The following is a 24,690-nucleotide window of genomic DNA, read 5'->3' as shown; positions in this document are numbered from 1 at the left end:
TAGAGCATGTTTTTATTTAATACTGACAATATGTCATTTGGGTATTTAAATTTTGTTTATTTTTGCAAACTAATTTTTTATATAAATGATAGATTTGCTTATTCCGGATAAAACACATGATGAGAGCAGGCAGGGTGAGGCGCTAATGTTAAAAGCCGAAACAGCTAAAAATAATGGCCGTAAGCTTTATATTGAAAGTTATGGCTGTGCCATGAACTTTTCTGATAGTGAGATTGTGGCTTCTATTTTGGCCGAACGTGGTTTTGAAACTACGCCCGATTATAGCATTGCCGATGTTATTTTCATCAATACGTGTTCTATCCGTGAAAACGCTGAGCAACGTGTGCGTAACCGTTTAAAGGAGTTCACCGTTGCTAAAGTGAAAAATCCGGGTTTGGTGGTAGGTGTGTTGGGCTGCATGGCCGAACGTCTGAAATCAAAATTCCTGGAAGAAGAAAAATTAGTAGACGTTGTTGTTGGCCCGGATGCGTACCGCGATTTGCCAAACCTGATTGATCAGGTTGACGATGGTCAAAAAGCGGTTAACGTATTGTTATCGCGCGAGGAAACTTATGCCGATATAAGTCCGGTACGTTTAAACAGTAACGGCATTAACGCATTTGTATCAATTATGCGTGGGTGCGATAACATGTGCTCGTTTTGTGTGGTGCCATTTACCAGGGGGCGCGAACGCAGCCGTGATCCGCAATCAATTGTAGCCGAATGCCAGGACTTGTTTGATAAAGGTTACCGCGAGGTAACTTTGTTAGGCCAAAATGTGGATTCATATAAGTGGAAGTCGAAAGCTGAAGGTTCTGAGTCGGATGCCATAAGTTCAGTATCAGAAGCTGAAACTAATTTCGCCAACTTGTTGGAGATGGTAGCCTTGATCAGCCCTGATCTGCGGGTTAGGTTTTCAACCTCGCATCCAAAGGATATTACCGATGAGGTGCTTTATGCTATCAATAAATACGATAACATCTGTAATTATATCCACCTGCCGGTACAATCGGGCAACAGTCGTATTCTTGATCTGATGAACCGTACATATGATCGTGAATGGTATATCAACAGGATCGACGCTATCCGCCGCATCATTCCGGATTGTGCAATTTCCACCGATGTAATTACCGGTTTTTGCAGCGAAACAGATGAGGAGCACAAGGAAACCGTAAGCATGATGGATTATGTGAAGTATGACTTTGCCTACATGTTTAAGTACAGTGAAAGGCCAGGAACTTTAGCTGCAAAACGTTATGCCGACGATATCCCGGAAGAGGTAAAGCAGAAGCGCTTAACCGAAATAGTTGCCAAACAACAGGAGTATTCTTTTTACAGGATGCAGGCCCGTATTGGCAGGGTAGAGCGCGTACTGATAGAAGGTTTCTCTAAAAAATCAGACAAAGACTATTGCGGCCGCAGCGATCAAAACGCGATGGTGATTTTTCCGGTTGGCGAAGGCTACAAACCAGGAGAATACGTTAACGTACTTATCGAGCGCAGCACAACGGCTACTCTAATCGGCAAAGTTATCCCCCAAACCCCCTAAAGGGGAGTTACATCCTGATGGATCGGGGTGTAGCATACAAAGGGGATATGATAAACAAGAATTATAAACATTTACAATAACTCCCCCTTTAGGGGGCCGGGGGGCATGGAAGTACAGGAAATAAAACAACGCTTCGGGATCATTGGCAATTCGCCATTGCTTAACCGGGCTATAACTATAGCAAACCAGGTTGCACCTACTGATATCTCGGTATTAATTACCGGTGAGAGCGGTAGTGGTAAGGAGGTTTTTTCGCACATCATACACCAGATGAGTCCGCGTAAACATGGGCCTTTCATCGCGGTAAACTGTGGTGCCATACCTGAAGGTACTATCGATTCGGAGCTTTTCGGTCACGAAAAAGGTGCCTATACAGGTGCAGTTGGCGAACGAAAAGGTTATTTTGAGACCGTAAATGGTGGTACTATATTTTTAGACGAAATTGCTGAAATGCCGCTGGGTACCCAGGCGCGTTTGCTGCGGGTGCTTGAATCGGGGCAGTATATTAAAGTAGGTTCATCTAAAGTAGAAAAGACGAACGTACGCGTTATCGCTGCCACTAACGTTGATGTATATGACGCGGTGAAGAACGGGAAATTTCGTGAAGACCTTTACTACCGTTTAAATACGGTGCCCTTAAAGATCCCGCCATTGCGCGACAGGAAGGAAGATGTATTTCTGCTGTTCCGCAAATTTACGGCCGATTTTACCGATAAATACCGTACGCCACCTATTCAACTGGATGATGACGCCCAGCAGGTATTGACAAATTATTCGTGGCCGGGTAACGTAAGGCAGTTGAAAAACATGGCCGAACAGCTGGCCGTACTTGAGCGCGACAGGATCATTACTGCTCAAACACTGCTTACCTATATACCGCATGAGGCTGGTGCCCGTAACCTGCCTATGCGCCTCGAAAATCAGCCTAAAGAAGATTTTTCGGAGCGTGATATCCTGTATAAAGTGTTGTTTGATATGAAGCGTGATATGGTTGAGTTGAAAAAGCTCGTAGCCGATATTATTGAGCATGGTGGTGTTTCACCGCATTATGCCAACAATCCGCAAACTTTAAACCAGCTTTATCGCGATATTGAACTGCATGGTAACAACGACTCACAATTTACCTTGCAACAACCCGTTAATACCGTTACAAACAGCAGCGGTAATAACAACAGCACTATCGATGGTTTTAATATAACGCATGATGCTGAAGAGGTTGAGGAATCACTTTCGCTGATTGAAAAGGAATCGGACCTGATCCGTAAGGCTTTAAAGAAGCATAAAGGCAAACGCAAGCTTGCTGCAAATGAATTAGGGATTTCTGAGCGTACGTTATACAGGAAAATAAAAGAACTAAACTTATAAAATTGATGAAAAAACTTTTGGGAATTATTTCAGTGTGTGTGCTGGTGCTTATGTGTCCATCATGTTACACTCTCAAAAATCAATCAATCCCGCCCACTTTGAAGACCCTCAATGTTCAGTTCTTTGAAAACAATGCTGCGCTGGTGGTTAATAACCTGAGCCAAACCTTCACCGAAGCGTTAAAAGACAGGGTCCGTACACAAACCAGCCTAAGCTTAGTCCGCGGCGAAGCCGATGCAACCATGTCGGGCGCTATTACCGGTTATTCTATTGCTCCGGCATCTATTCAAGCCACTTCAAATAATGTGGCCCCAATTGCTGATGCTAACAGGCTTACTATTACCGTTCGGGTTAAATTTTCATTTGATGCCGCGAAAACTCCGGCAGATAAAAAACTAAGCTTTGAAGAAAGTTTTACTAAGTTTGCTGATTACCGGGGGGATATTTCTTCGCAGGAACAGAACCTGATACAGCAAATTAATAAGCAGTTAATAGACGATATTTTTAACAAGGCCTTTTCTAATTGGTAGGCAATTTGTATTTTCAACCACGTGGATCAATATTTGAATAGCAGGCAGTACGAAATATTAGATGAGCTGTTGGCCAATCCGGCCGAGACTGGTTCGTTTTATGGTTATAACCTGCAGCAGTTGGTTGATGCCTATCCGCAGAGCGGTATTTTGCGTGCTTTGCTTGCCCATACAGGTTCAGCTAAAGATGTGCAAAAGGCAGCCGTTTATTACAAACCTGTTTTATTACACAAGCTAATTCACGAACCGGAGGGCTTAGGTCAGGTAAATGCATCGCAGTTAATCAACCTGCTTGATCCTGCAGCTGTAAACAATACTCCGGCTCCCGAAAACTATTTCAATATAGGCCCTGCTGTTGATGAGGTTCACGATACTTTGCCGCCTGTTCCGGAAGATTTAACTATTGGCGCGGATCAGGAAAAAGACAGCTTTGATTTTATCGCTACCGATGACTATAAGCCTGAAACTACAGATGCAGAACTGATAGCCGGGGTTATTGATCATGAACCATCAACTACAGAGCCTACCACGGAAGCAGTGACATCTACCCATGATATTGAGGATGAGGTTTATGATGAAATTGTTGGCATTGAAAATATAAGTATAAGTAAGGCTGATGCTAATGAGCATGTTGCTGATATTGATACGCTTCCTGAAAACCATGAGGTTACCCCATCTTCGGTTAGTGTTAACGAAGCTGAGGACGTAAAAGACGATGTAACCGAAAAATGGATTATTAGTAACATTGCCTCAACCGATTATTTTTTGTTTGATAATTCGGTTGCTGATACACGAACTGAAGATAAAGCTGCCCTGCAGGAACCTGATTTGCTGCATGCAGAAACTGAAACTGCTGAGCAGCACGAGGTATTATCGAAGTACAACGACGAAAAAATGCCTTATACCTTTATGTGGTGGCTGGATAAAACCCGTAAAGAATATGCATCAACCTATCAGCCTTATAACATTGAAACAGTAGCTCCGTCCGTTAAACCTGAAACTGATAACCAAACTGCCGATGCGTTACAGCATCAGTATTATGAAAATATCTTCCATTCGCAATCTCTTGAGGAGTTGGAGAAAACACCTCAGCCCGATGTACCGGAGATAAAAAGAAAGGAAGACCTCATTATTGATAAGTTTATCAGGGAAGAACCACAGATCAGGCCGCCATCTATTGATAAGCTCGATAATGAAAATAAAGCAAAGAAAAGTTCGGAAGACAGAAATGACCTGGTAAGCGAAACTTTAGCCCAGATTTACATCGATCAGATGTTATATCACAAAGCTATTGCAACTTACAAAAAATTGATCTTGAAATTCCCGGAAAAAAGCCGTTACTTTGCGAGCCAAATTGAGCAGTTAGAAAAGAAAACTAATTAATATAAAGAAATGTATATCGTTTTAATCATTGTTACCGTAATTGTATGCGCTCTGTTAGGGCTTATCGTACTTATCCAAAACCCTAAAGGCGGTGGTTTGGCATCAAATTTTTCAAGCTCATCACAATTAATGGGTGTACAAAAAACCGGCGATTTTTTAGAAAAAGGTACCTGGGCATTAGCTATCACTCTTATGGTATTGTCATTAGCTATTAACGTAGCTGTAAAAGGTGGTTCATCAACAAATGCAGATAACCCTGCACTGCGTGAGCAAATTGAAAAGGCTTCAAAACCAACTAACTCGGTTCCATCGGCAACTCCGGCATTGACGCCGTCTGCTACACCGGCACCTAAAGCAGCTGATAGCAGCAAAAAATAATAAAATAATTAATTAAGATATATTGAAGGCCTCCGGAATTATCCGGGGGCTTTTTGGTTTTAAATGGAATGCAAAAAAATGTCATTTCGATAGAGCGGGGATAGTCACGAGCACAGGGGCGAAAGAGAAATCTTATACACCATGCAAGCCGCTATGTAGGGTGTATAAGATTTCTCTTCACTTCTCCCTCGCAGCCCCGGGCTGTTCGTCGAAATGGCAACGCTGTTATTATTCAAATAATAGAAGATAACCCCAACAAAAAACGCCCCCGATTTTCGTCGGAGGCGTTTTTGTTATACAATGTGCCCGGATTATAATATCAGGATCAATACCAAAATAATAATGATGATAGCGCCTACAGAAAGGTAAATACCACCACCGCCAAGGGCATTGGCCTCTTTTTTCATTGATTTTAATTCGGTACGCAATTCTTTTCGCTCAGCTTTTGTAAGCTCCGATTTATCCATTGCCTTAATCTCATTAACACGGGCTTTGATCTCCTCAACACGGGCTTGTTTTTGCTCGGTTGTCATGGTTGCTATTTCTTCCTTGCTTAGCGGGGTAAGCGCGTGGCTGTCGGCAGCAAAAGTATTTAACGCTGTAAACGACAGCAACAAAGTAAGAGCTAATAAATAAACTTTAGTTTTCATAGTTTTAATATTTAAGTGATTCTTTCTATGAAAGAGAAAAAGTGTGAAAAATGTTTTACCTAAGTATAAAATTATTGTAACCTAAATGTTTATAAGCAAACAAAATAAGCCGATTCAAAAACATGCCCCACGCTTAATTTCAGAATAGCCTCTTTTTCTTTAATATCTACATGTTTGCCCTGCGTGTCGGCGCAGCCAAGCCATGGTTCTATGCAAACAAAATCGGCTCCTGGTTTGGCCCATAAACCAACATAATTGAAATGTGGAAACTCAAGTGCCAGGGTTTGATCATGCCTGTCGCTTTTAATGGTTATCATGCGCGATTTTAAATCTTTAAAAACCAGGGCATCGTCATTAAACAGATCGCGGGTTAAATAAAGTTTTTTATTAGGAGTTGGTACGGGATGTGTTACGCCGTTAAAAAAACCATCTTTTGATAAAAGATGTGTATCAAAATGTTCTTCAGTTTCAAACTCCAGGTAATAGTCCTCATAGTTTTCGCCTTTGTTAAAAGGAACATTAAAGGCCGGGTGTCCGCCAACAGAAAAATATATCGATTTTTTATCAAGGTTGATCACTTTATAGGTAATGCGGAGCGCATTATCGATAAGATGGTACAAGATCTGGAAATCAAATTTAAAGGGATAAACCTTGAGCGTATTCTCGCAGTTGGGTAACGAGTAACTTGCCGATGTTTCATCCGACTCCAATAAAAAAAACTCCGACTGCCGGGCAAACCCATGCCGCGACATCGCATATTTTTCACCATCAACTAAAAGCTCATTATTAATTAAGCCGCCAACTATTGGAAAAAGGTTTGGAGCATGCCATGGCCAGATCTTTTCATCGCCCTGCCACATGTGTTCAATGCCTGTGGCCTTATTGATAAATGAACTAAGCTGCGCGCCTCTGGTGTCGATAGCTACTTTAATGTGCTCGTTTTCTAAATGAGTGATCATAGGAGTATAATTAATGTGAAAGCCCGGCTTTTAAAAAAAATAGCCGGGCTTTAAACCAATATATAAAGGATTCGTTAATTGGACAACTTCCGGTTAAACGAAGTTAACAAATCAATCATCATCCTGTTCTTTTTTAGGTTCTAAAATTACAAATGCACTCCTTTTTGGCGCGGGCATGACAGATGATTCGCCTTTTACGTACTTCCAAACCACTTCATTCAGGTCGATGTCGGGTGCTGCATCTTCTTTAGCAAAATTGAATAGTTCAGAACGTTTGCTGCTTTCATTTACTGCTATGTTGCGCTGTTCTAAATCAACCTGTGCCGGTTTGGCTGTATAGGGTGTAAGGTCGGGTTTGCTGGTAAAGCAATCATATAGCGGCATGGCGGCGGCATCATACTGGCTCATCGGCGGAAGGCCTAAAATAAGCTCCATGGTACGCAAAACGCCGGATGTAGAATACATGCCATGGATCACCGCGTTGCGCTTTACATAAGGGCCAGCTACAAATACCGGTGAGCGGTGCGCGTCGATATGATCGGGCCCGTTTTGGGCATCATCTTCCAGGATAAACACTACGGATTCTTTCCAGATAGAGCTATGTGACAGGTGCTCGATAAACTGACCTATGGCAAGGTCATTATCGCCAACAGCTGCAATAGGAGATATTGCGCCCTTGCGCTGTCCGCTGGTATGATCATTTGAAATACGCACTGTATTAAAATGCGGTACAGCATTTATAGTCAATAACGAATCAAAATCATGCGCCCAGATCTCAGTACGTTTTACATCTTTAACGCTTAAATCAAAGCCCGGCGATTGCTGGCAAAAATGTCCTTCAAGCGATTTTAAGTTTGCCTTGCCGGGGTTATCATCACTTACAAATTCACCATAAGTACGGTAGCTTACACCGGCGCGTTTACAATAATCCCATATAAAACCATCGCGTGGGTAGGCTGCTTTACGGGTTCCTTCAAAATCATAATTACCCCCACGGCCGCCATAACTGGTTGGCCATGTTTTTTCCACAAAATCGGTAGCGTAGGCGGCCATGCTCCAGTTGTGCCCGTCGGCACTTACTTCGGCATCAACGTAGAAGTTATCAAGCAACACAAATTCGTTGGCTATGGCGTGGTGGTTAGGTGTTACCTTATTACCGAAGATACACAGTGAAGTATCGCCGTTGCCCTGCGGCATATCGCCTAAAACCTGGTCGTAAGTGCGGTTTTCTTTAATAATGTAGAATACATATTTAATTGGCGATTTTTCGCCTACCCGGCGGGGGATAGGATTGCCTTCTTCGCCTTTGGCTGTTTTTTCAACTTTAGCAGTAAACGGTGTGTTGGCATAAACCTGTTTGGTATAAGTTTTCAGTTCCGCATCAGTTGGTGTATTGATAAATGACAGCGTACCTTTAAATAAGCCGCCGATATATTGCTCACGGCTGTTGATGGCACCTTGTTTATATCCGCTGTTATCGGTTTTTTTAACCGGCTGCGGGCCTCTTGGGTTGGCCATTGATGAAAAGCCCTTGCCATTTGACACCAGGATTTTATCGCCCAATACTTTTGCATTGGTAGGGTACCAACCTACGGGGATAAAACCTTTGCTTTTGCTGCTGCCCGGTACCGTTACATCAAATACAGCAAGGCAATTGTTGTCGGCATTGGCTATGTACAATGTTTTTCCGTTTTGCGATAGTGCCAACCCATTACTGGTTGAACCGGTAAGGCGGGTAGGGTAAAGGGCTGTAGAAATAGTTTCTATTATTTTATGCGTAGTAGTATTTACTACCGATACTGCATTGTCATTAGCATCGGCCACATACAGGAATTTTCCTTTTTTATCCAAAAGCAGCTCATTAGGATGGCTGCTGGTTTTGATAGTGCTGAGTGTTTGTTTTTCAATGTTGTAAAAGCCGAGCATATCTCCTCCCCACAAAGAAATGTACAGTGTTTTTTCATCGGGCGATAAAATACAGCTGTAAGCTTCGGCAGGTAGTTTTACCTGTTTAAGGACGTCTTTTTTTTCAGGATCGATAATATAAAGGGTGCTGTCTTCTTTAGTAACCGAATAAAGACGACTGTTGCTTTTGTTGGTTACCATACCTGTGGGGCATACCTTATTTTTAGGCCATGCATTTGGGGCTAACTTAATGGTATCGGGTGTGCCGAGTTTGTTATTGGCGATGTTAAATACCAAAATCCAGTTGTCATTGCCGCCTGATGCATACAGTTTTTTTTCGTCGCGGCTGAAGGCAAGTCCGTACCACGATTTTTTAACTATTACCTCATCAAGCAGTTTTTCGCTTTTAGGATCAATTAATTGAACCGACTGGGTGCTTTGACCGTTGTTAGTAACAGCTAACAACTTACCTGATGATGAAAGCTGCATATTAAGCGGCAGATCGCCCAGAGGTAAAGATGTTCCGGCCGGACTAAGTTTCCATCCGTTAGGCAATAACACCTGTCCTGTTTGCTCGATTTTACCCGGAGTTTGGGCGAAGGATTGTAGCGCAGCACTTAGAAATGCAATGCCGGCGATGAGTTTTAGTTTCATAAGAAAACGATTGTAGTCAAAATTACAAAAACGTTTTATCCTGAAAGGTGTGTTAACGGAAACTTAATATAGAATTGGACTTTTCCGTGTTAGGTTATCCGATTGTTAATTAAGCAATTGCTTTTTGAACTGGTTGGGGCTGATGCCTGTTTCTTTTTTAAATAGCCTGGAAAAATAAGGAAGGTTTTCAAAGCCAAGCTCATAGGCTATTTCCGAAACGCTTTGATAATCACTTTTAAGACGGTTTTTGGCCTCGTTTATAAGGTAAATATGTATCAGCTCTATAGCAGTTTTTCCTGTTTCCTGCTTCAGCATGTCACTTAGATAACGGGGAGATAAATTAAGTTGTGAAGCCAGCGAATTCACAGTTGGCAATCCCTGGGTTAGCAGTAATCCGTTTTTAAAATAAGCAGCTAATACTTCATTAAACTTTGATACGGTTTTACCCGAAAGCTCGGTACGGTTAATAAACTGGCGTTTATAAAACCGTTGTGAGTATTTCAGGATCGAATCAATATGCGTAAGCATGATATCGCGGCTGTACTCATCGGTATTATTGTGGTATTCGGCTTCTATCTTGTAATAAAGGTCCCACATAATCTGCTCTTCCGACGGCGAAAGGTGTAGCGCTTCGTTTGCTTCATAGTCAAAAAAGGCGTATTTGTTGATTTCGTTATGCAAGAAGTGACCATTCAGAAAATCCTCATGAATGAACATAATAAACGCGTCCTCGTCATACTCCACACTGTTAAACTGGATAACCTGCCGCGGTTTGATGAACATCATACTGCCGTTATCATGATCATATTTGGTGCGGCCATACATGATATGACCGGCTTTAAGTTTTTTAAACCCGATCATGTAAAAATCAGATGTAAACTCCCTGTCGCCAAACCCGCAGGTATGGGTGCACCTGTACAGGCTGAAAAGCGGGTTTTCAGGCATAGGGAAGCCGTTGGAACGGTGCATGTCGGCCAAATTTTTAAAATGCTGCATGATTAATAAAGTTAAACAAATCTACGCCGGATTGCGGCGTAGATTATGTCAGTAGAATACCATTTATTATAGAGGTTAAAAGCAAAATGCACAAAGCTTAAAGCCAATAACTAAGAGGCTCTATATATGGTATTAATTATTTACCCTGAGTTCGGGATAGAAAAATTATCTTAATAATAAAAAATGTCATTTCGATAGAGCAACGGGGACTGAGGTATGGAGCGAAAGAGAAATCTTCTACGCATGCAAATTGACTATGCATTAGTTAAACATGGCGTTGAAGATTTCTCCTCACCCTTCTTTCGCAAACCCTCCTTGTTCGTTCGAAATGACATCGTTTTTTCTTATCCTAAACTCACATTATTTACCATGTGCAGCGTTAGCTACTTCGCTCCAGCTATCCCATTCGGCAGCACGGCCTTCATAGGTTTGTTTAACCCATGGGTGTGCATATTTTCCCAGGAATAAACGTAACGGAGGGTTTTCGCTGTCGATCAATTTAAGCACGGCATCTGTAGTTGCTTCTGGTACACCGAAAATTTCATCAGTTAAACCAGCCTGGAAAGCGGCACGTACACCGTCATATTCAGGCATCGCAGTGGTTTGCGCGGCAGAAGCACCAGCCCAATCAGTTGCAAAGCCGTTTGGTTCAACCAGGGAAACGTTTATTCCGAAGCCTTTTACTTCGGCGGCCAGGGTTTCACTTAAACCTTCTACCGCAAATTTAGATGCGTTATAGATACCCAATACAGGCAGGGTGATGAGGCCCAATACGCTCGAAAGCTGGATGATATGACCATAGCCTTGCTCACGCATTACAGGTAAAACAGCTTGTGATAGCCATAATAAGCCAAAAAAGTTGGTTTCCATTTGTTCGCGAGCTTCTTTTTCGGTGGTCTCCTCAATACTGCCGAATAAACCGTAACCTGCGTTATTGATCAGTACGTCAATACTGCCGAAGTGTTCTTTTGCTTTATTAATTGCTGCAAAATCCGCAGCGCGATCGTTTACGTCCAGTTGCAGTGGTAAAATATTGTCGCCATATTTATTTACCAGGTCATCCAATGTGCTCAAATCACGAGCAGTTGCTACTACTTTATCGCCTCTTTGCAATAATGCTTCGGCCCATAATTTACCGAAGCCACGTGATGCACCGGTAATGAAAATTGTCTTTGCCATTTTTGTTGTTTTTAAATGATAAGACAAAATTAGCGGGCCTTATGCAAGGCGATTTATACAGAAGTAGGGAACACTGATACATTTTTACGCAGAGGCTTGTAATTGGTAATCAGCGTGTCATTAGAAATAAAATGTCGACAGAAATTCGTTATACATTAAAAAAAACAAAACCCACCTCCTTGAGGTGGGTTTTGTTTGTATATACTTCCCCCCTCTCCTTTGGAGAGGGCCGGGGTGAGGTTACTTGCTTTTCAATACTAATGTACTGCTTTGTAAACTATCAGCCGAAGCGGTTAAAGTTATCGTTCCGGCTTTTTCTTTTGCCTGAACAATGGCTAAGGCCAGGCCGTGGAATGCTTTGCGGTAATCTGCTTTGAACGGATCATGACTAACCGGATCGCCGTTATCAACGCTGGCGATGAAACCTTCGCCGTTGATCTTGAAGTTTACCTTATTATTCGCATCCGGCACAACGTTACCGTCTTTATCCAATATTTTTATGGTAACGAACGAAAGGTCTTTGCCATCGGCCTTGATTTGCGAACGGTCTGCCGTAAGTTCAATTTTTGCAGGGGCACCTGCGGTATGGATCTCGCGGGTTAATACTGTTTTGCCGTTTTTACGGGATACAGCTTTTAAGGTGCCCGGTTCATATTTTACACGCCACATTACATGCAGGTCATCGCCGGCTTTCTTTTGAATGCCTAATGACTTGCCGTTCAGATAAAGCTCAACTTCATCGGCATTGTTATAATATGCCCAGATATCAATCATTTTGCCCGGCTCCCAGTTCCAGTGCGGGAAAATGTGCAATACCGGTTTGTTTGTCCACTCGCTTTGGTACATATAATATACATCCTTAGGGAAGCCGGCCAGGTCGATAATACCGAAGTATGAGCTGCGCGATGGCCACGAGTATGGGGTTGGCTCGCCCAGATAATCGAAACCGGTCCAGATGAACATGCCCGATAGGAAGTCGTACTTTTTCATCACCTTCCAGGTCATTTCATGGGTTGAGCCCCATGGTGGTCGGGTGTTGTCATAGGCCGAAACATTATTGCCTTCTCTTAAAAAAGGTTTATCATAGCTTGTTGGCCAAACCCTGATGCTATCCGATGGCATTTCATAGTAACCACGGGTTTCCAAACCCGAAGTAGTTTCGGTTGCAATGAACTTTTTACCCGGGTAGCGGTCATGAAATTTAGCATAATCAAACTGGTGATAGTTATAACCAATCAAATCAATAGCTCCCGATTTTACAATTTTGTTTGTAGTATCAGGGCGGTCATTAGCGGTGGTAAGCGGGCGGGTTTTATCCAAGCTGTGAACAATGGCAGCCAGTTCGGGCGCAATACGCAATGCGCTGCTATCTGCCTGTTGAGGGATCTCGTTACCAATACTCCAGATCATGATGCTGGGGTGATTGCGGTCGCGTTTTACCTGGTCTTCCAGATCGCGTTTATGCCATTCTTTAAAATACAGGTGATAGTCATAAGTAGCTTTTTTCCATTCCCAGCAATCAAAAGCTTCGTCCATTACTATGAAGCCCATTTTATCGCAAAGGTCAAGCAGTTCGGGGGCCGGGGGGTTGTGCGAGGTGCGAATGCCATTACAGCCCATCGCCTTTAGCATTTGCAGCTGGCGTTCAAGGGCGCGGGTATTAACAGCAGCTCCGAGGCTTCCCAAATCATGGTGATCACATACACCCAGGATCTTCATCGGTTTACCATTCAGGCTGAAACCTTTATCAGCATCAAAATTAAAATAGCGGATGCCTACGGTGGTAGTATATTCATCCAATACCGTTTTGCCTTCAATTAGTTGGGTAACCGCTTTATATAAGTAAGGTTTTTCTACCGACCAAAGCACCGGGTTTTTAACCGTGAGTGTATGAGTTACAGTTAGTGCTGTATCCTTGCTTTTTGCTGCAGATAAAGCTTCGCCGGCAAATGATACCGGTTTACCGGCAGCATCATAAAGTTTGGTGCTTATCATTAGCCCGGGCGCCTTTTGGTAATTATGCAATTGCACCTGCACATTTACTTTGGCAGAAGCATTGCTCACATTAGTTGTGGTTACATAAGTGCCCCAGTGGTCAATAGCAGTTTTGTTGGTAGTTACCAGCCACACATGGCGGTAGATACCCGAGCCCGAATACCAGCGTGAGTTTGGCTGAACCGAGTTATCAACCTTAACGGCTATAACGTTGTTGCCGCCAAAGTTTAAATAGGGGGTAAGCTCATACCTGAATGAGATATACCCGTTTGGCCTGAAGCCAAGGTGATGGCCGTTGATCCACACATCACTTTTTTGATATACGCCATCAAAATCAATATAAACCAGCTTGCCTTTTGACGGGGCCGGAACAGTAAATGTTTTACGGTACCAACCGATGCCGCCTGGTAAGGCACCGCCCTCGGGAGTGGCAGGATTATCTTTTGAAAATGTGCCTTCGATACTCCAGTCATGGGGCAGATTAAGCGCGCGCCATTTACTATCATTCAGCGTTACCTTTTCGCCGTTTTCAACAGCGCCAAGGTTAAAGCGCCAGCTTTTATCAAAATCGAGCTTTTGGCGGGTTTGGGCAAAGGGTTTTAGCGTAACCAGCATCAGGATAGCCAGCATTGCATACTTATAAACCTTAGCCCCGGGTGATTTTATTGATGACATAATATCGTTTTGGGATTAATTGTATTTTGGACACTAAATTATAAATAATAGCTCAAAAGCAAAGGAATGCCGTAAATAAGTAGATGCGAAAACTTAATCCCTAAACAGGGAAATTAAACTTATGAGTAGCAACTCCATAGCTACAACTTAGTCAGCGGCGAGGGGGGGATAGGGTTAACATAAATTCGATTATTTATTTTTATATTATTGACAATCAATTTATTAAATATCTGATGAGGTTGCCTGAATCCGCGCTTAGTTGACCGGGTACAGGGTTTAATTAAGCAATATGAGCAGGCTATTGATATGCTGAAGGATGAATAGTGGCCAGATAGAGTTTATGTATTATAGCCGAAAAATTAATTTCAAATCATCTCATACTATTTTCGCAAATATTCCGTTTCAGGATTCAATGAAAGCAATCGCCTTTATCATGTTAATTTTTATGGTGCTCATTTCCACTATACAAGGGAAAGCGGAGCCAATGAATAACATGTCGAAAGAATGCTGTCATCATATGGCTAATATGCCGCAGAAACACCATGGCGGGCAAAAAGGATGTGACGGTGGTATGTGCATGACCATACTGTCATGCAATAATTGCTGTTTCTTAAAAGCTGAAACTATCAGCGCTGAGGTTGTTGCTGTTTCTGTTAATAGCAAAGCCGCTTTGCCTTACCTGGTGGGCAATTTATCCGATTACGCAAACGCCTGCTGGAACCCTCCGAAAGTTTGATAAAAAGAACATCTGCCTATTTTCAATAGTGTATCTTTTTATTAAACATTCAATTTAAAAATCATGAAAAAATTTCTTTTCATCACTACTGTGATGTTGTTTACTATATGTAATATTTCGTTTGCTAATACGCCTTGCTGCAATAACAAAATGAACCACTGCACTAAATGTGCTAAGTCATGCACCAAGCCAACATGTTTAGATAATTGCAGCAAATCATGCAAAGCCTCGGGCGATTGCAATAAAACCTGCAGTAAATAGCAAAAACTGCCCCGGGGTGAAAACCGGGGCAGTTTTTGTTAAACAGGTGTTTTTAATGAACCCTATCCGTTTTATATATTCCAAGTGGGCCATCTATAATATCAGCTATTTGCTTACTGAATAGTTGAAAATGCTCCTGCTTAACGTGCTGATCAAGCCCCTCCTGACTGGCCCAGGTTTCGTGAAAAATAAACTGGGTTTCATCTGTGGTTGATTGATACAGCTCGTATTGTAAACATGCTTCTTCCTGGCGGGATGCTGCTACCAGCTTATCCAAAAAATCTTTCATTTGGGCAGTGGTGCCGGCCTTACACTTCACTAAGGCTGTTAAGTAAATTTTCATGGTTTGGGTTGTTTTGAGTAAACAGATTATTTAAATGTTCCTGGTAGCGTTGCAGGTTCTCCTCAATATTAGCGTTTTTCATCACATCATAAAAGTGGATACTTTCTAAAGGTTGCATGCCGGTAAAAGCATTCATGCGATGAAAACCAAACATCGGCCCTTCGTCAACACTATGCTCATTGAAAAATTCGCCTGGTAGGGTGAAAGCTGTAAGCGGTGCATTCCACGAGGTTGTAAGCATATACTTTTTGCCGTGCATCAGTCCGCCGGTGCCATAATTAATACCAGGGTTTTCGGCAGTACGGCCGTCGCTGCGGTAGATACCGTTTTGATAGCCTGCGGTGAAAACCTCATCTATATACTTCTTTAAAGCATGTGGTACCTGGAACCACCAAACCGGGGTATGGTAAATGATCACATCGGCCCATTTATAGTTTTCGGCCTCCTGCATAGGATCATAAGCGTTATTAACATCTGTTGAGCGTACCTCAAAATCGGGGTGTTCAGTGAAATATTGTACAGTGGTATCTAATAATGTTTTGTTAAATTTTCCGCCGGAGTGGCCGAAGATCTGCCCGCCGTTTATTACAAATATGTTTGTCATTTATTTTCGTGTTTTAATTTTTGTCAAAATTACTGCTGGATTATCTACTATTAAAATAGTATAATTTATACTTTTGTATTATAATTATAATAGATTGGCTATGGTTAATTTTGAATGGTTCCGTACGTTTAAGGCGATATATGAAACTGGTTCGCTAACCGGCGCGGCCGAGGCCTTGTTTATTTCTCAGCCGGGAGTGAGCCTGCATTTAAGCTCATTGGAAAGCTATGTAGGCTATAAACTGTTTGATCGTACTTCGCGCAAAATGGTATCTACCGAGCGGGGAAAGATCCTGTACAATTATATCCAGGAGTCTATCAGCAAGTTGGAAGAAGCCGAGCGGCATTTTCATAAAAGTACCGAAAAGGATGTGCCTACCATAAGTATAGGCATGTGTTTTGAAACGTTTCAGTTTACGCTTGAATCCTATCTGCCCACGCTGCCTTTTAATGTGATCATTAAATTTGGTGAATATCCCGAAATGCTGGCCGACCTGGACGGTGGCATCCTGGATATGATTGTAACACCGCATAAAGGTGATTATAAGGGGCTTGAATATAAGCCTTTCTTTAAAGAACGGATAGTGGTGCTGGCCGGGGCACAAACGCCCACCGATGAATTTAATGAACTTTTGAAAACTAAGGACCTTAATCAGATTCAAACCTGGCTCAAAGCTCAAATCTGGTATGGCTCATCGGGCGATATGGAACACCTTCGGCGCTTCTGGCACATCAACTTTGGCAAGAGGCCCGATTTTAAACCCAATTTTATTGTGCCCAACATGGGGTCAATTCTGCGCTGCCTGAGCGGCGGTAAAGGAATTGCAGTGATCCCTGATTTTCTTTCAAGAAAAGAGCGGGATAGCGGCAATATCAAATTGCTTTGGGAGGGATATAATAAGATAGAAAATACGTTGTACTTCGGCACCCGCAAAAAATCAATTTATGCAGAACAGATAGCCATGGTGCAGGAGATTTTTGAACGGGAGATGGGGCCGCGTTAGGGATTGCAGCGGAAAACCCACAGCCCGCTCAGGCCTTCGAGCGCAGTGCCGGGGCGAGGATTTGCAGCGTAAAGCCCGGGCCGCAGGCAACGCCCATGTTTATAAATCGATCAAAGAAAATATACTTAACAATCAATGATTTGCAATTACGTTGCCATAAGCGTGGTGCGGCAACCTCGTAGCCATGACATACCCGCCCTGTATAGCTACGGGATTGCCGCGTCGCCCCAAGTGCTTTTGCCGATGCCGCTCCTTGCAATGACATGGATTTTTTGACCAGGATTTCCAACCGATCTTCATCTTCCGAATACCTGTAGGCACCACCCACAAGCAAAATCTTCTATAACGCTGCCCATGGCAAGTAGTCGAATCCAGACTTACGAAGTTTTTAAAACTTCGTAAGTCTTTTTCTGCTTTGTCATTTCACCCTTCAAAGTCCGCTGGGTTTTATTATTTGCGATGGCGTTAATCCCTTGACGGAATGATCGTAAATCTCTTTTTTATTCGCAGAAACGGTTTTTCGAAAAAATTATATGACAATAGTGATATAATAACCGTTACAAGAAATGCGATAACGAAACCAACGTTGTTTTTCCATTCGTATAAACCAATCATGGTGCTAAAAGAAGCCAGTTCATCCTTAAATACCTGATACACCAGCCAAAAAATAGTGATGTGAAACACATACATTCCATAAGATATGCGGCCGAGGTACGCTAACGGGGCCGGCATGTTTTTTGGCTGGCTCCCATACAAAGAAAAGAAGAATAATATAACGCCGGTAAGGATTAACAGCCAGCCACCTATTGCTTGCGGAACGGTTTCAAGGTGCGGCGAATCCGCGTGAACTTCGCATACCATTGAGGCCAACAGCCAGCATATGAGCCCGGTTATAAATAAGGCAACCCGTGCAACCACATGCAATTGAGGCTGCCAGCCTTTTAAATAAACGGATAAAAGGATCCCTGCCGCAAAAAATTGGAATTGCACAAAACTGTTTGTCCATTCACCACTAAATCCGGCTGTTGGCTTTTGCGCATAATAGATAATAGTTGAGTAAGCTGCCAAAAGTGCAAGAAATGAAAACAATTTTAGCCCTCGTTTCCCCGTGTAGAATACCAGCAACGGAAGTAAAATATAAAGCTGTTCTTCGACAGAAATGCTCCAGAGCGGGTTAATAGGATATGATGGAAGCCAGCCATTGAAAGTAATATACCAGTTACCGGAAAATAAACTAAATGCCATTTGAGTGCCTGACGAAATATACCCGAATTTATCTGAAAGGTGGGTAACTAACACCATTCCAAAAAAGAAGGTAAAGTACAATGGCCAGATACGAAGTATTCTTCTTGTGTAAAAAGCTTTCACATTAATTTTACCCGAATATTCTTGTTCCCTTGAAAGCAATTCTGTTATTAAAAATGCGCTCAGAAAGAAAAATAGCGGCACACCAAATACTCCAACTAAGCTTAAGTGATAAGCCCAATAGTTTTTCGCGGGATCGATGGGGGCAAGATCCATTCGGTGAGTAAAAAAAACGAAAAGAAAGGCACAAAGCCGGAGTACGTCCAGCTCTGGCTTATAATATCGTTGTGGTGTCATAAAAGCTTTTTATTCCTTACCTGCAGTTAACAGAGATCACTCGTTCAGCGTATTTTATGCTATGTAGTTAGTTTAAATGCTTCACGAAAAAATCTTTACCGCATTTGCGTAAGTTAAATCATTAGCTGTTTTTTCGGGCAAAGAAATAAGTAAACCATTTTCATTTCTTTCAAAGTTTAAAGATTGTTTTGTTGGCAACCATTCTATCTTTTGAATTTCCTTTGTAAAATGACTGCTGCCTTTTGCCAGGCTTTGAATTACCAGTTTTCCGTCTTCAGGCCAGCCCATCGCGGTAGCATAAAGTATATCGCCTTTGGTTGCAAAGCGAATATCTTCATGTGTAAACTGTTTCCCCTTATCTTCATTGAAACCCTGGTCGCTCAGGTGGGCTGCCTCTTCCAGCGCCGGTCCTTCACCAAATATTTTCCATGGTCTTGTAGCAAAAATGCTTTCACCGTTTACTTTCATCCACCGGCCAATATCTTCAACTATTTTTCTTTCTTTTTCATCAATGGTACCATCACCCCTTACCGGAATGTTTAGCATCAGGTTTCCATTTTTACTTACGATATCAACCAACGTTTGAACGATTGTTTTGGCTGATTTGTATCCGTCGCGTTCATACAATGCCCGATCATAATGCCAGCCGCCAATGCAGGTATCGGTTTGCCATGGCAAGGGTTGAATTTGGTTGGCTTGCCCTCTCTCAATATCCCAAACCATCGCTTTGCGTTGTTTTTCATTTAGCTTTTTTCCGTTAAGGACTGCGCGGAGGTCTCCGTGTTCTTTAATGCTTTTATTGTAAAGATGAGCAGCAATGCGTAAGCCGGTATCACTAACCGGCCAAAGCGGAAGCTGGTCATCATCGAAATAAACAACATCCGGGTTGTACTTATCGATGAGCTCTATAGTACGGTTATAAAATTTTTCGATATATGCATTGGACGGCGGACATACGCCATTGGTCCAGTCCCATTGCTCAACGTTGAAATTATCGTCTAAACTATCCTTGCTCAACGGGTGATTTTGTGCGTACAGTTCCTGCGGGTCCAGGTCATCCCACCATTTTCCTTTTCCACTTGCTTTTGTGAGCTTTCCGTCATAAGGAATATCCTTGTAGGGGCCCGCCTTATCTGAGCGTTGTGCCACTTCATACCAGCGCCATGCGTGCGAGGCATGGACACTTACTCCAAATGGCAGTCCGTTATTTCGCGCAGCCTTTGCCCATCCGCCAATCAAATCTTTTTTTGGGCCAATTTTAGTTGAGTTCCAATACGCTTGATATTTACTATCGTATAAATCAAAATTGTCGTGATGATTGGCAAGCGCCATAAAATATTTTGCACCTGCGCTTTTATACAAACTCACCAATTCTTCGGGATTCCAGTTTTCAGCCTTCCACTCATTGATCACGTCTTTAAATCCGAATTTTGAAGGATGTCCGTATTTTTCAAGATGAATTTTATATTGCGGCGACCCTTCCTGATACATGTTTCTTGCATACCAGTCGCCGGCTTCGGGCTGGCATTGAGGCCCCCAGTGTGCCCATATGCCAAACTTGGCATCACGAAACCAGGTTGGGGTTTTATAATTTTGCAACGATTCCCATGTGGGTTTGAACGGACCGTTTGCAATAGGTTCATGTAAGGGCTGGCCTTCAAAAAAACTATTGCCTAATGCCCGCGATACCCACAATGATGGCAAAGTGACAGCGATCCCTTTAATTAATGTTCTGCGTTTCATTCTGAAAATTATATCGGTTTATAGAAGCCCGCCTGGCGGATTCGGCTTTATGTATTATTAAAATCTACTGTCGCACATCGCAAGTCATTACAACAATTGCGGAACTGCCGCATCAATTGTTTCCATCCTGATGATTTTTACAATAAAGTCAGGTTTATGTGTAAGTTGCTGATTAGTATTTTAAAGTTTCGAAGATATTGTTATCAGGAAAGATATTTTTTACATTTAACGACCAATTTTTGTACATAACAGACTTTTTAACGGTTATAAGCCTGTTGGCACCGCGCCGATCACAAATTAATTAGTTTGAGATTTTGCGATAAAACACCTGCGGGTTTCTAACATTTTATTGATAGCTCTTTGTTAAATGCAGTGGGACGGTAATAACAACGATCACAAACTGATGAGGATGGGGAGTGTCGTGGCATTGCACGATAAAGAGAGTGGCTGTGGCGCCATTGCTTGATATATTTAGCTTGAGGTCAATGTTGTGTTGCTGTACCGCAGGCTGAAAATCGATTAAGATCCGTTGTCTTTAAACTATCGTTTTGGTGTTAGCTGCCTTAAATAAATTACTATCTTTATTCAATTCCAAAATATGTTATCTGAAAAGCTTTTAGTCACCAGTCCATCTTTTACTACATTATATTTAAAAATGATGTTTTCAGATACCATGTTGGCTTCTGGGACAGGCTTTTTTTATGAATTAGATGAAAAAGTATATTTGATAACCAACGGACATAATGTTACTGGAACGAATCCTGAAACTAAAAAGCGTATTTCGGATATTCACTGCGGATTCCCAGACAGAATTATCAGTAAAGTAAAGACTTTTTACCCTGCTTCATTGGAGGATATGAATCTCGGTAGGAAGTCGGTCGGCTTACATCCAGAACATGCGACATTTGATTTATATGAAGATTCTGAACTCACAAGACCTCTTTGGCTCATTCACCCTAAAAATGGTTATTTGGTAGATGTCGTTGCTATTTATGTCTGTGATAAAAGCCAAATTCCACCTCATTTGAATTTTGTTTCTATTAACAAATTAAGTCTCGATAATGACTTTCCTGTAGCGATAGCTGATGAAGTTTTTGTATTGGGGTATCCCTATGATTTAAATGGTGGTTTAGAGTTACCTATATGGAAGCGTGGCAGCATTGCAACGGAGCCATCCCTTAATATTGATAAGCTGCCCAAATTATTAATCGATACAGCTACGCGACCGGGAATGTCCGGTTCGCCCGTTCTATACCAACGTAGTGGATTAATCAATAAAGATGAACTTAAGGGATTGTCTCCCGATAGCATCATTGGTACTATAAGAGGATTTCTCGGGGTTTATTCGGGAAGGATAGGCTCTAATGATAAATTTGAGGCTCAATTAGGAATTGTATGGAAAGAAGAAGTTATAGGTGAGATTATTGAAGGAAATGTAAAAGGGACATGCGAATTTCAAAATTATTGACACTCTAATAATTGCCAACCGATCCGTATCGCCAATGAATGTCATATAGATTATCTCCAGTTTTCTTCTGCGATGTCAATTTTAATTTATTCATCGCTGACACTTGATCGAGAAGTATCAAAAACAATTCAACAAAATAATGGTGGCGCTATTGTGTCAGTACCTTTTATCAACAAAGGAGAAATTTCAAAAAAAACGCAGAAAATCATCCAAAAACAAACACAAAGATCCGGGCGTTTTCACCCGGACCTGAAACGCTGATTTTTTACTCCAAAAACTTTTATTGCCTGATAATCAGTTAGTTAATAGCGTTTTGGTCAAAAGCTAAATTTCTGATTATCAATACATTTTATGATTTACCCGTTTCAGTGTTTCACATTCAAGAAAAGGAACACTTCTTATTTATGGAAAAAGAAACACCGGCATTTTTTTAATTTTTTGGGAGAATCAAAAAATTGGGACACGATGTTTGTTACAATATACGGGCGTTTTGAACCTTGGCACGCTTATACAGTTGGCGTAGCTGTAAAAATGCTTGTATAATATTTACGGTAAGCAAACAACAAAAACACCTGTAAAACTATCACCGCCAATCCCAAAGGTATACCCGCTGGTGCCAAAATGGCATGGAACAGGAATATATTAAGCGAAATAGGCAGTAGTATCAATACAAACAATGCAGTAAAGCGATTTATAAGCAGGAAGAGACCACTTGTTATTTCTATCACTTTCATATACTGGAAAAAATAGCCTGAACCAAGTAACCCGCCGCTAAATGCCTGGGCCTTATCGGTCATGGGCGGTTGTGCCATATGCAGAAACTGGAAAAAGAAGTTTAAACCAAATACCACGAAGATGAGGCCCAGCAAAACGCGGGCAATTAATGCTGCAATTTTCATAATTAATAGGTTTAATATAAGGTTAAACACTAAGTTTAGTAATTTAATTGACATATTCAAATCGGCCTCATACCTAACCGTTTAAACAGGCATTACTTTTGATAAAACAGGACATATGAACATTCAAAAAATAACTTTCGGCAACGGTTGCTTTTGGTGCACCGAAGCCGTTTTCCAATCGCTTAAAGGTGTAACATCGGTAACTTCCGGTTATATGGGCGGTAAAGTTTTAAACCCAACTTACGAGCAGGTTTGTACAGGCGCTACCGGTCATGCAGAAGTGATCCACCTGGAGTATGATGCCGATGTGATCTCATTTGATGAATTGTTATTGGTTTTCTTTAAAACCCATAACCCAACTACGCTTAACCGCCAGGGTAATGACATAGGTACACAATATCGATCGGCTATTTTTTATTATAATGATGAGCAAAAGCAGGCTTCAGAAGCTATGATCAAAACGCTTACCGCTGAGCATGTTTATGACGATCCGATTGTTACCGAAATAACCCCTGCAAGTGAGTTTTACAGTGCCGAAGATTATCATCAGAACTATTTCAACGATAATCCTAACAAGTCGTATTGCGCGTTTGTTATCCAGCCAAAACTCAATAAATTTGCCAAAGAGTTTAAGGATAAAATAAAACCGGAGTTGTTGTAAAGTATATAATGGTCATCCCGAATTTATTTCGGGATCCCATTTGCTAAGTCAACGCTATGGCTGATGGGCGTGTAGGGTGCTGAAACAAGTTCAGCATGACATATAGTTTAAGTTTATCCGGAAACATCTCCCATCAACCAACATGAAAAAAAGCTATAACTATCTACTATCGGGCCTGTTATTATTGAGCGCTTGTGCACCCGTTAAAAAAACAGCAAGTTCAAATACCAGCATCACCAACGATGGAAAGATCTGGGCCTCATTATGGCAGCAGCGGGCGGCAGAATACAAAGCATTATGTTTTCAGGCCTATAACATAGCTAAGCTGAGGGTTGATGAAGGAATTAAGAATCCGGGTGATAAGCCCTTAGCTATTGTGACCGATATTGATGAAACCTTACTGGATAACAGTCCATATGATGTTCATCGCGCTTTACAAAATTTAGATTACAGCGATGCCACCTGGAAACAGTGGACAGACAAAGCCGTAGCCGATACGGTACCGGGAGCCCCTGCCTTTTTTAAATATGCAGCATCAAAAGGGATCACTATATTTTATATTACTAATCGTAATGAAAATGAGCGGGCCTCTACACTTAAAAACCTGCAGCTGTATGGTTTGCCCAATGCTGATGATGAGCACCTGCAGTTGAAAACCACCTCGTCAAGCAAAGAGGCACGGAGGCTTAACGTTTTAAAAACACATAATATTCTGCTGCTTTGCGGCGATAACCTGCCCGATTTTGACCTGCTATATGATAATCACCCGGCCGAAGACAGTAGGATCGCGACTACCCAAAAGCTCCAAAAAGAATTTGGCAGCAGGTACATTGTTATTCCTAATCCCTCATACGGAGATTTTGAAGGTGCCTTATTTCAATATAATTACAAGCTTGCCCCGGCTCAAAAAGATTCGGTGATCAGAGCAAAGATTAAAGCAGATCAATAAGATTTTCTGTTACTGAGCGGTTGATAAGGAGTTGGCAGGGGAAGGATATGCAACTTAATTGCCTGTATTTGCGTATATTTACATGATAATACCTCCGCTGTTTTAATTGTTTTTTTGGCTAAAAGGTTTTTTACTTAGTTTAATAAAATAATTAAATGTTTGGTCGGTGTCATAATGTTGTGGCAAAATGTGCATAAAACGCA

21 protein-coding genes are annotated in these 24,690 nt (G+C 41.8%); 10 read left to right on the top strand and 11 right to left on the bottom strand.

The genetic code is table 11. From position 1 onward, the window contains the following. The first annotated feature begins 85 nt into the window (after nt 1–85). The 5 genes from miaB to secG all read left to right on the top strand — a co-directional run bounded on the left by miaB (nt 86) and on the right by secG (nt 5,205). Nucleotides 86–1,549 carry a tRNA (N6-isopentenyl adenosine(37)-C2)-methylthiotransferase MiaB gene (miaB, locus tag AC59JO_RS28580; RefSeq protein WP_497309750.1) on the top strand — a complete coding sequence of 488 codons (1,464 nt, stop codon included), beginning with the start codon at nt 86–88 and terminating at the stop codon, nt 1,547–1,549. Nucleotides 1,550–1,654: 105 nt separating this feature from the next. Further along, complete coding sequence (locus tag AC59JO_RS28575) at nt 1,655–2,914, top strand: sigma-54 interaction domain-containing protein (RefSeq protein ID WP_413665984.1); 1,260 nt, start codon at nt 1,655–1,657, stop codon at nt 2,912–2,914. 98 nt (nt 2,915–3,012) lie between these two features. After that, nucleotides 3,013–3,444, top strand: a complete 432-nt coding sequence (locus AC59JO_RS28570) for an LptE family protein (RefSeq protein ID WP_413665985.1) — start codon at nt 3,013–3,015, stop codon at nt 3,442–3,444. A 21-nt stretch (nt 3,445–3,465) separates the two neighbouring features. Further along, nucleotides 3,466–4,827 (top strand): hypothetical protein, encoded by a 1,362-nt coding sequence (locus tag AC59JO_RS28565; RefSeq protein WP_497309747.1) that lies wholly within the window; start codon nt 3,466–3,468, stop codon nt 4,825–4,827. A gap of 9 nt (nt 4,828–4,836) precedes the next feature. Continuing rightward, nucleotides 4,837–5,205: a preprotein translocase subunit SecG gene (gene secG, locus AC59JO_RS28560; RefSeq protein WP_413665987.1), complete on the top strand. Its 369-nt coding sequence runs from the start codon at nt 4,837–4,839 to the stop codon at nt 5,203–5,205. Between the two features lie 311 nt (nt 5,206–5,516). Here the strand turns inward: secG and AC59JO_RS28555 are convergent, their stop codons facing one another. The 6 genes from AC59JO_RS28555 to galB all read right to left on the bottom strand — a co-directional run bounded on the left by AC59JO_RS28555 (nt 5,517) and on the right by galB (nt 14,218). Then, nucleotides 5,517–5,855, bottom strand: a complete 339-nt coding sequence (locus AC59JO_RS28555) for a hypothetical protein (RefSeq protein WP_110586784.1) — start codon at nt 5,853–5,855, stop codon at nt 5,517–5,519. 89 nt (nt 5,856–5,944) lie between these two features. After that, the gene (locus AC59JO_RS28550; RefSeq protein WP_413665989.1) at nt 5,945–6,814 is read right to left on the bottom strand and encodes an aldose 1-epimerase family protein; all 870 of its coding nucleotides are present in this window, start codon (nt 6,812–6,814) and stop codon (nt 5,945–5,947) included. 111 nt (nt 6,815–6,925) lie between these two features. After that, nucleotides 6,926–9,373: a bifunctional YncE family protein/alkaline phosphatase family protein gene (locus AC59JO_RS28545; protein ID WP_497309744.1), complete on the bottom strand. Its 2,448-nt coding sequence runs from the start codon at nt 9,371–9,373 to the stop codon at nt 6,926–6,928. A gap of 105 nt (nt 9,374–9,478) precedes the next feature. Continuing rightward, on the bottom strand, nt 9,479–10,369 hold the full coding sequence (locus AC59JO_RS28540; RefSeq protein ID WP_497309742.1) for a helix-turn-helix domain-containing protein: 891 nt from the start codon (nt 10,367–10,369) through the stop codon (nt 9,479–9,481). A gap of 360 nt (nt 10,370–10,729) precedes the next feature. Further along, nucleotides 10,730–11,548, bottom strand: coding sequence for an SDR family NAD(P)-dependent oxidoreductase (locus AC59JO_RS28535; RefSeq protein ID WP_413665992.1), 819 nt, complete (start codon nt 11,546–11,548; stop codon nt 10,730–10,732). A gap of 240 nt (nt 11,549–11,788) precedes the next feature. Further along, nucleotides 11,789–14,218, bottom strand: coding sequence for a beta-galactosidase GalB (galB, locus tag AC59JO_RS28530; RefSeq protein ID WP_497309740.1), 2,430 nt, complete (start codon nt 14,216–14,218; stop codon nt 11,789–11,791). A 412-nt stretch (nt 14,219–14,630) separates the two neighbouring features. Here galB and AC59JO_RS28525 point away from each other — a divergent pair, with 412 nt between their 5' ends. Further along, nucleotides 14,631–14,954: a hypothetical protein gene (locus AC59JO_RS28525; protein WP_413665994.1), complete on the top strand. Its 324-nt coding sequence runs from the start codon at nt 14,631–14,633 to the stop codon at nt 14,952–14,954. A gap of 313 nt (nt 14,955–15,267) precedes the next feature. Here the strand turns inward: AC59JO_RS28525 and AC59JO_RS28520 are convergent, their stop codons facing one another. Further along, nucleotides 15,268–15,558 (bottom strand): putative quinol monooxygenase, encoded by a 291-nt coding sequence (locus tag AC59JO_RS28520; protein WP_129568643.1) that lies wholly within the window; start codon nt 15,556–15,558, stop codon nt 15,268–15,270. Then, complete coding sequence (locus AC59JO_RS28515; RefSeq protein WP_413665995.1) at nt 15,524–16,162, bottom strand: NAD(P)H-dependent oxidoreductase; 639 nt, start codon at nt 16,160–16,162, stop codon at nt 15,524–15,526. Before AC59JO_RS28515 ends, AC59JO_RS28520 begins: the two co-directional genes overlap by 35 nt. 100 nt (nt 16,163–16,262) lie before the next feature. Here AC59JO_RS28515 and AC59JO_RS28510 point away from each other — a divergent pair, with 100 nt between their 5' ends. Next, entirely contained in the window at nt 16,263–17,165 is a 903-nt protein-coding gene (locus tag AC59JO_RS28510) for a LysR family transcriptional regulator (RefSeq protein WP_497309737.1), read from the top strand. A 465-nt stretch (nt 17,166–17,630) separates the two neighbouring features. Here AC59JO_RS28510 and AC59JO_RS28505 read toward each other — a convergent pair whose 3' ends face one another. Both AC59JO_RS28505 and AC59JO_RS28500 read right to left on the bottom strand, forming a co-directional pair. After that, nucleotides 17,631–18,767: an acyltransferase family protein gene (locus tag AC59JO_RS28505; RefSeq protein WP_497309735.1), complete on the bottom strand. Its 1,137-nt coding sequence runs from the start codon at nt 18,765–18,767 to the stop codon at nt 17,631–17,633. Nucleotides 18,768–18,848: 81 nt separating this feature from the next. After that, on the bottom strand, nt 18,849–20,510 hold the full coding sequence (locus AC59JO_RS28500) for an alpha-L-fucosidase (RefSeq protein ID WP_497309733.1): 1,662 nt from the start codon (nt 20,508–20,510) through the stop codon (nt 18,849–18,851). 598 nt (nt 20,511–21,108) lie between these two features. On the opposite strand from AC59JO_RS28500, the gene AC59JO_RS28495 reads away from it, so the two are divergent. Next, nucleotides 21,109–21,978, top strand: a complete 870-nt coding sequence (locus tag AC59JO_RS28495; RefSeq protein WP_497309731.1) for a S1 family peptidase — start codon at nt 21,109–21,111, stop codon at nt 21,976–21,978. A gap of 506 nt (nt 21,979–22,484) precedes the next feature. On the opposite strand, the gene AC59JO_RS28490 is transcribed toward AC59JO_RS28495, so the two are convergent. Next, a complete protein-coding gene (locus AC59JO_RS28490; protein ID WP_497309729.1) occupies nt 22,485–22,877 on the bottom strand; it encodes a DoxX family membrane protein in 393 nt (130 codons plus the stop codon). A 115-nt stretch (nt 22,878–22,992) separates the two neighbouring features. Between AC59JO_RS28490 and msrA the strand changes: the two genes are divergently transcribed. Together msrA and AC59JO_RS28480 are read left to right on the top strand one after the other, a co-directional pair. Further along, nucleotides 22,993–23,538, top strand: coding sequence for a peptide-methionine (S)-S-oxide reductase MsrA (gene msrA, locus AC59JO_RS28485; protein ID WP_413666001.1), 546 nt, complete (start codon nt 22,993–22,995; stop codon nt 23,536–23,538). A 142-nt stretch (nt 23,539–23,680) separates the two neighbouring features. Then, nucleotides 23,681–24,487: a 5'-nucleotidase, lipoprotein e(P4) family gene (locus tag AC59JO_RS28480; RefSeq protein WP_413666002.1), complete on the top strand. Its 807-nt coding sequence runs from the start codon at nt 23,681–23,683 to the stop codon at nt 24,485–24,487. Nucleotides 24,488–24,690: the final 203 nt, after the last annotated feature.

The sequence above is a fragment of the Mucilaginibacter sp. A5337 genome (assembly GCF_059690695.1).
The sequence above is the reverse complement of the archived record's forward strand: the minus strand, read 5'-3'. Positions and strand labels throughout refer to the sequence as shown.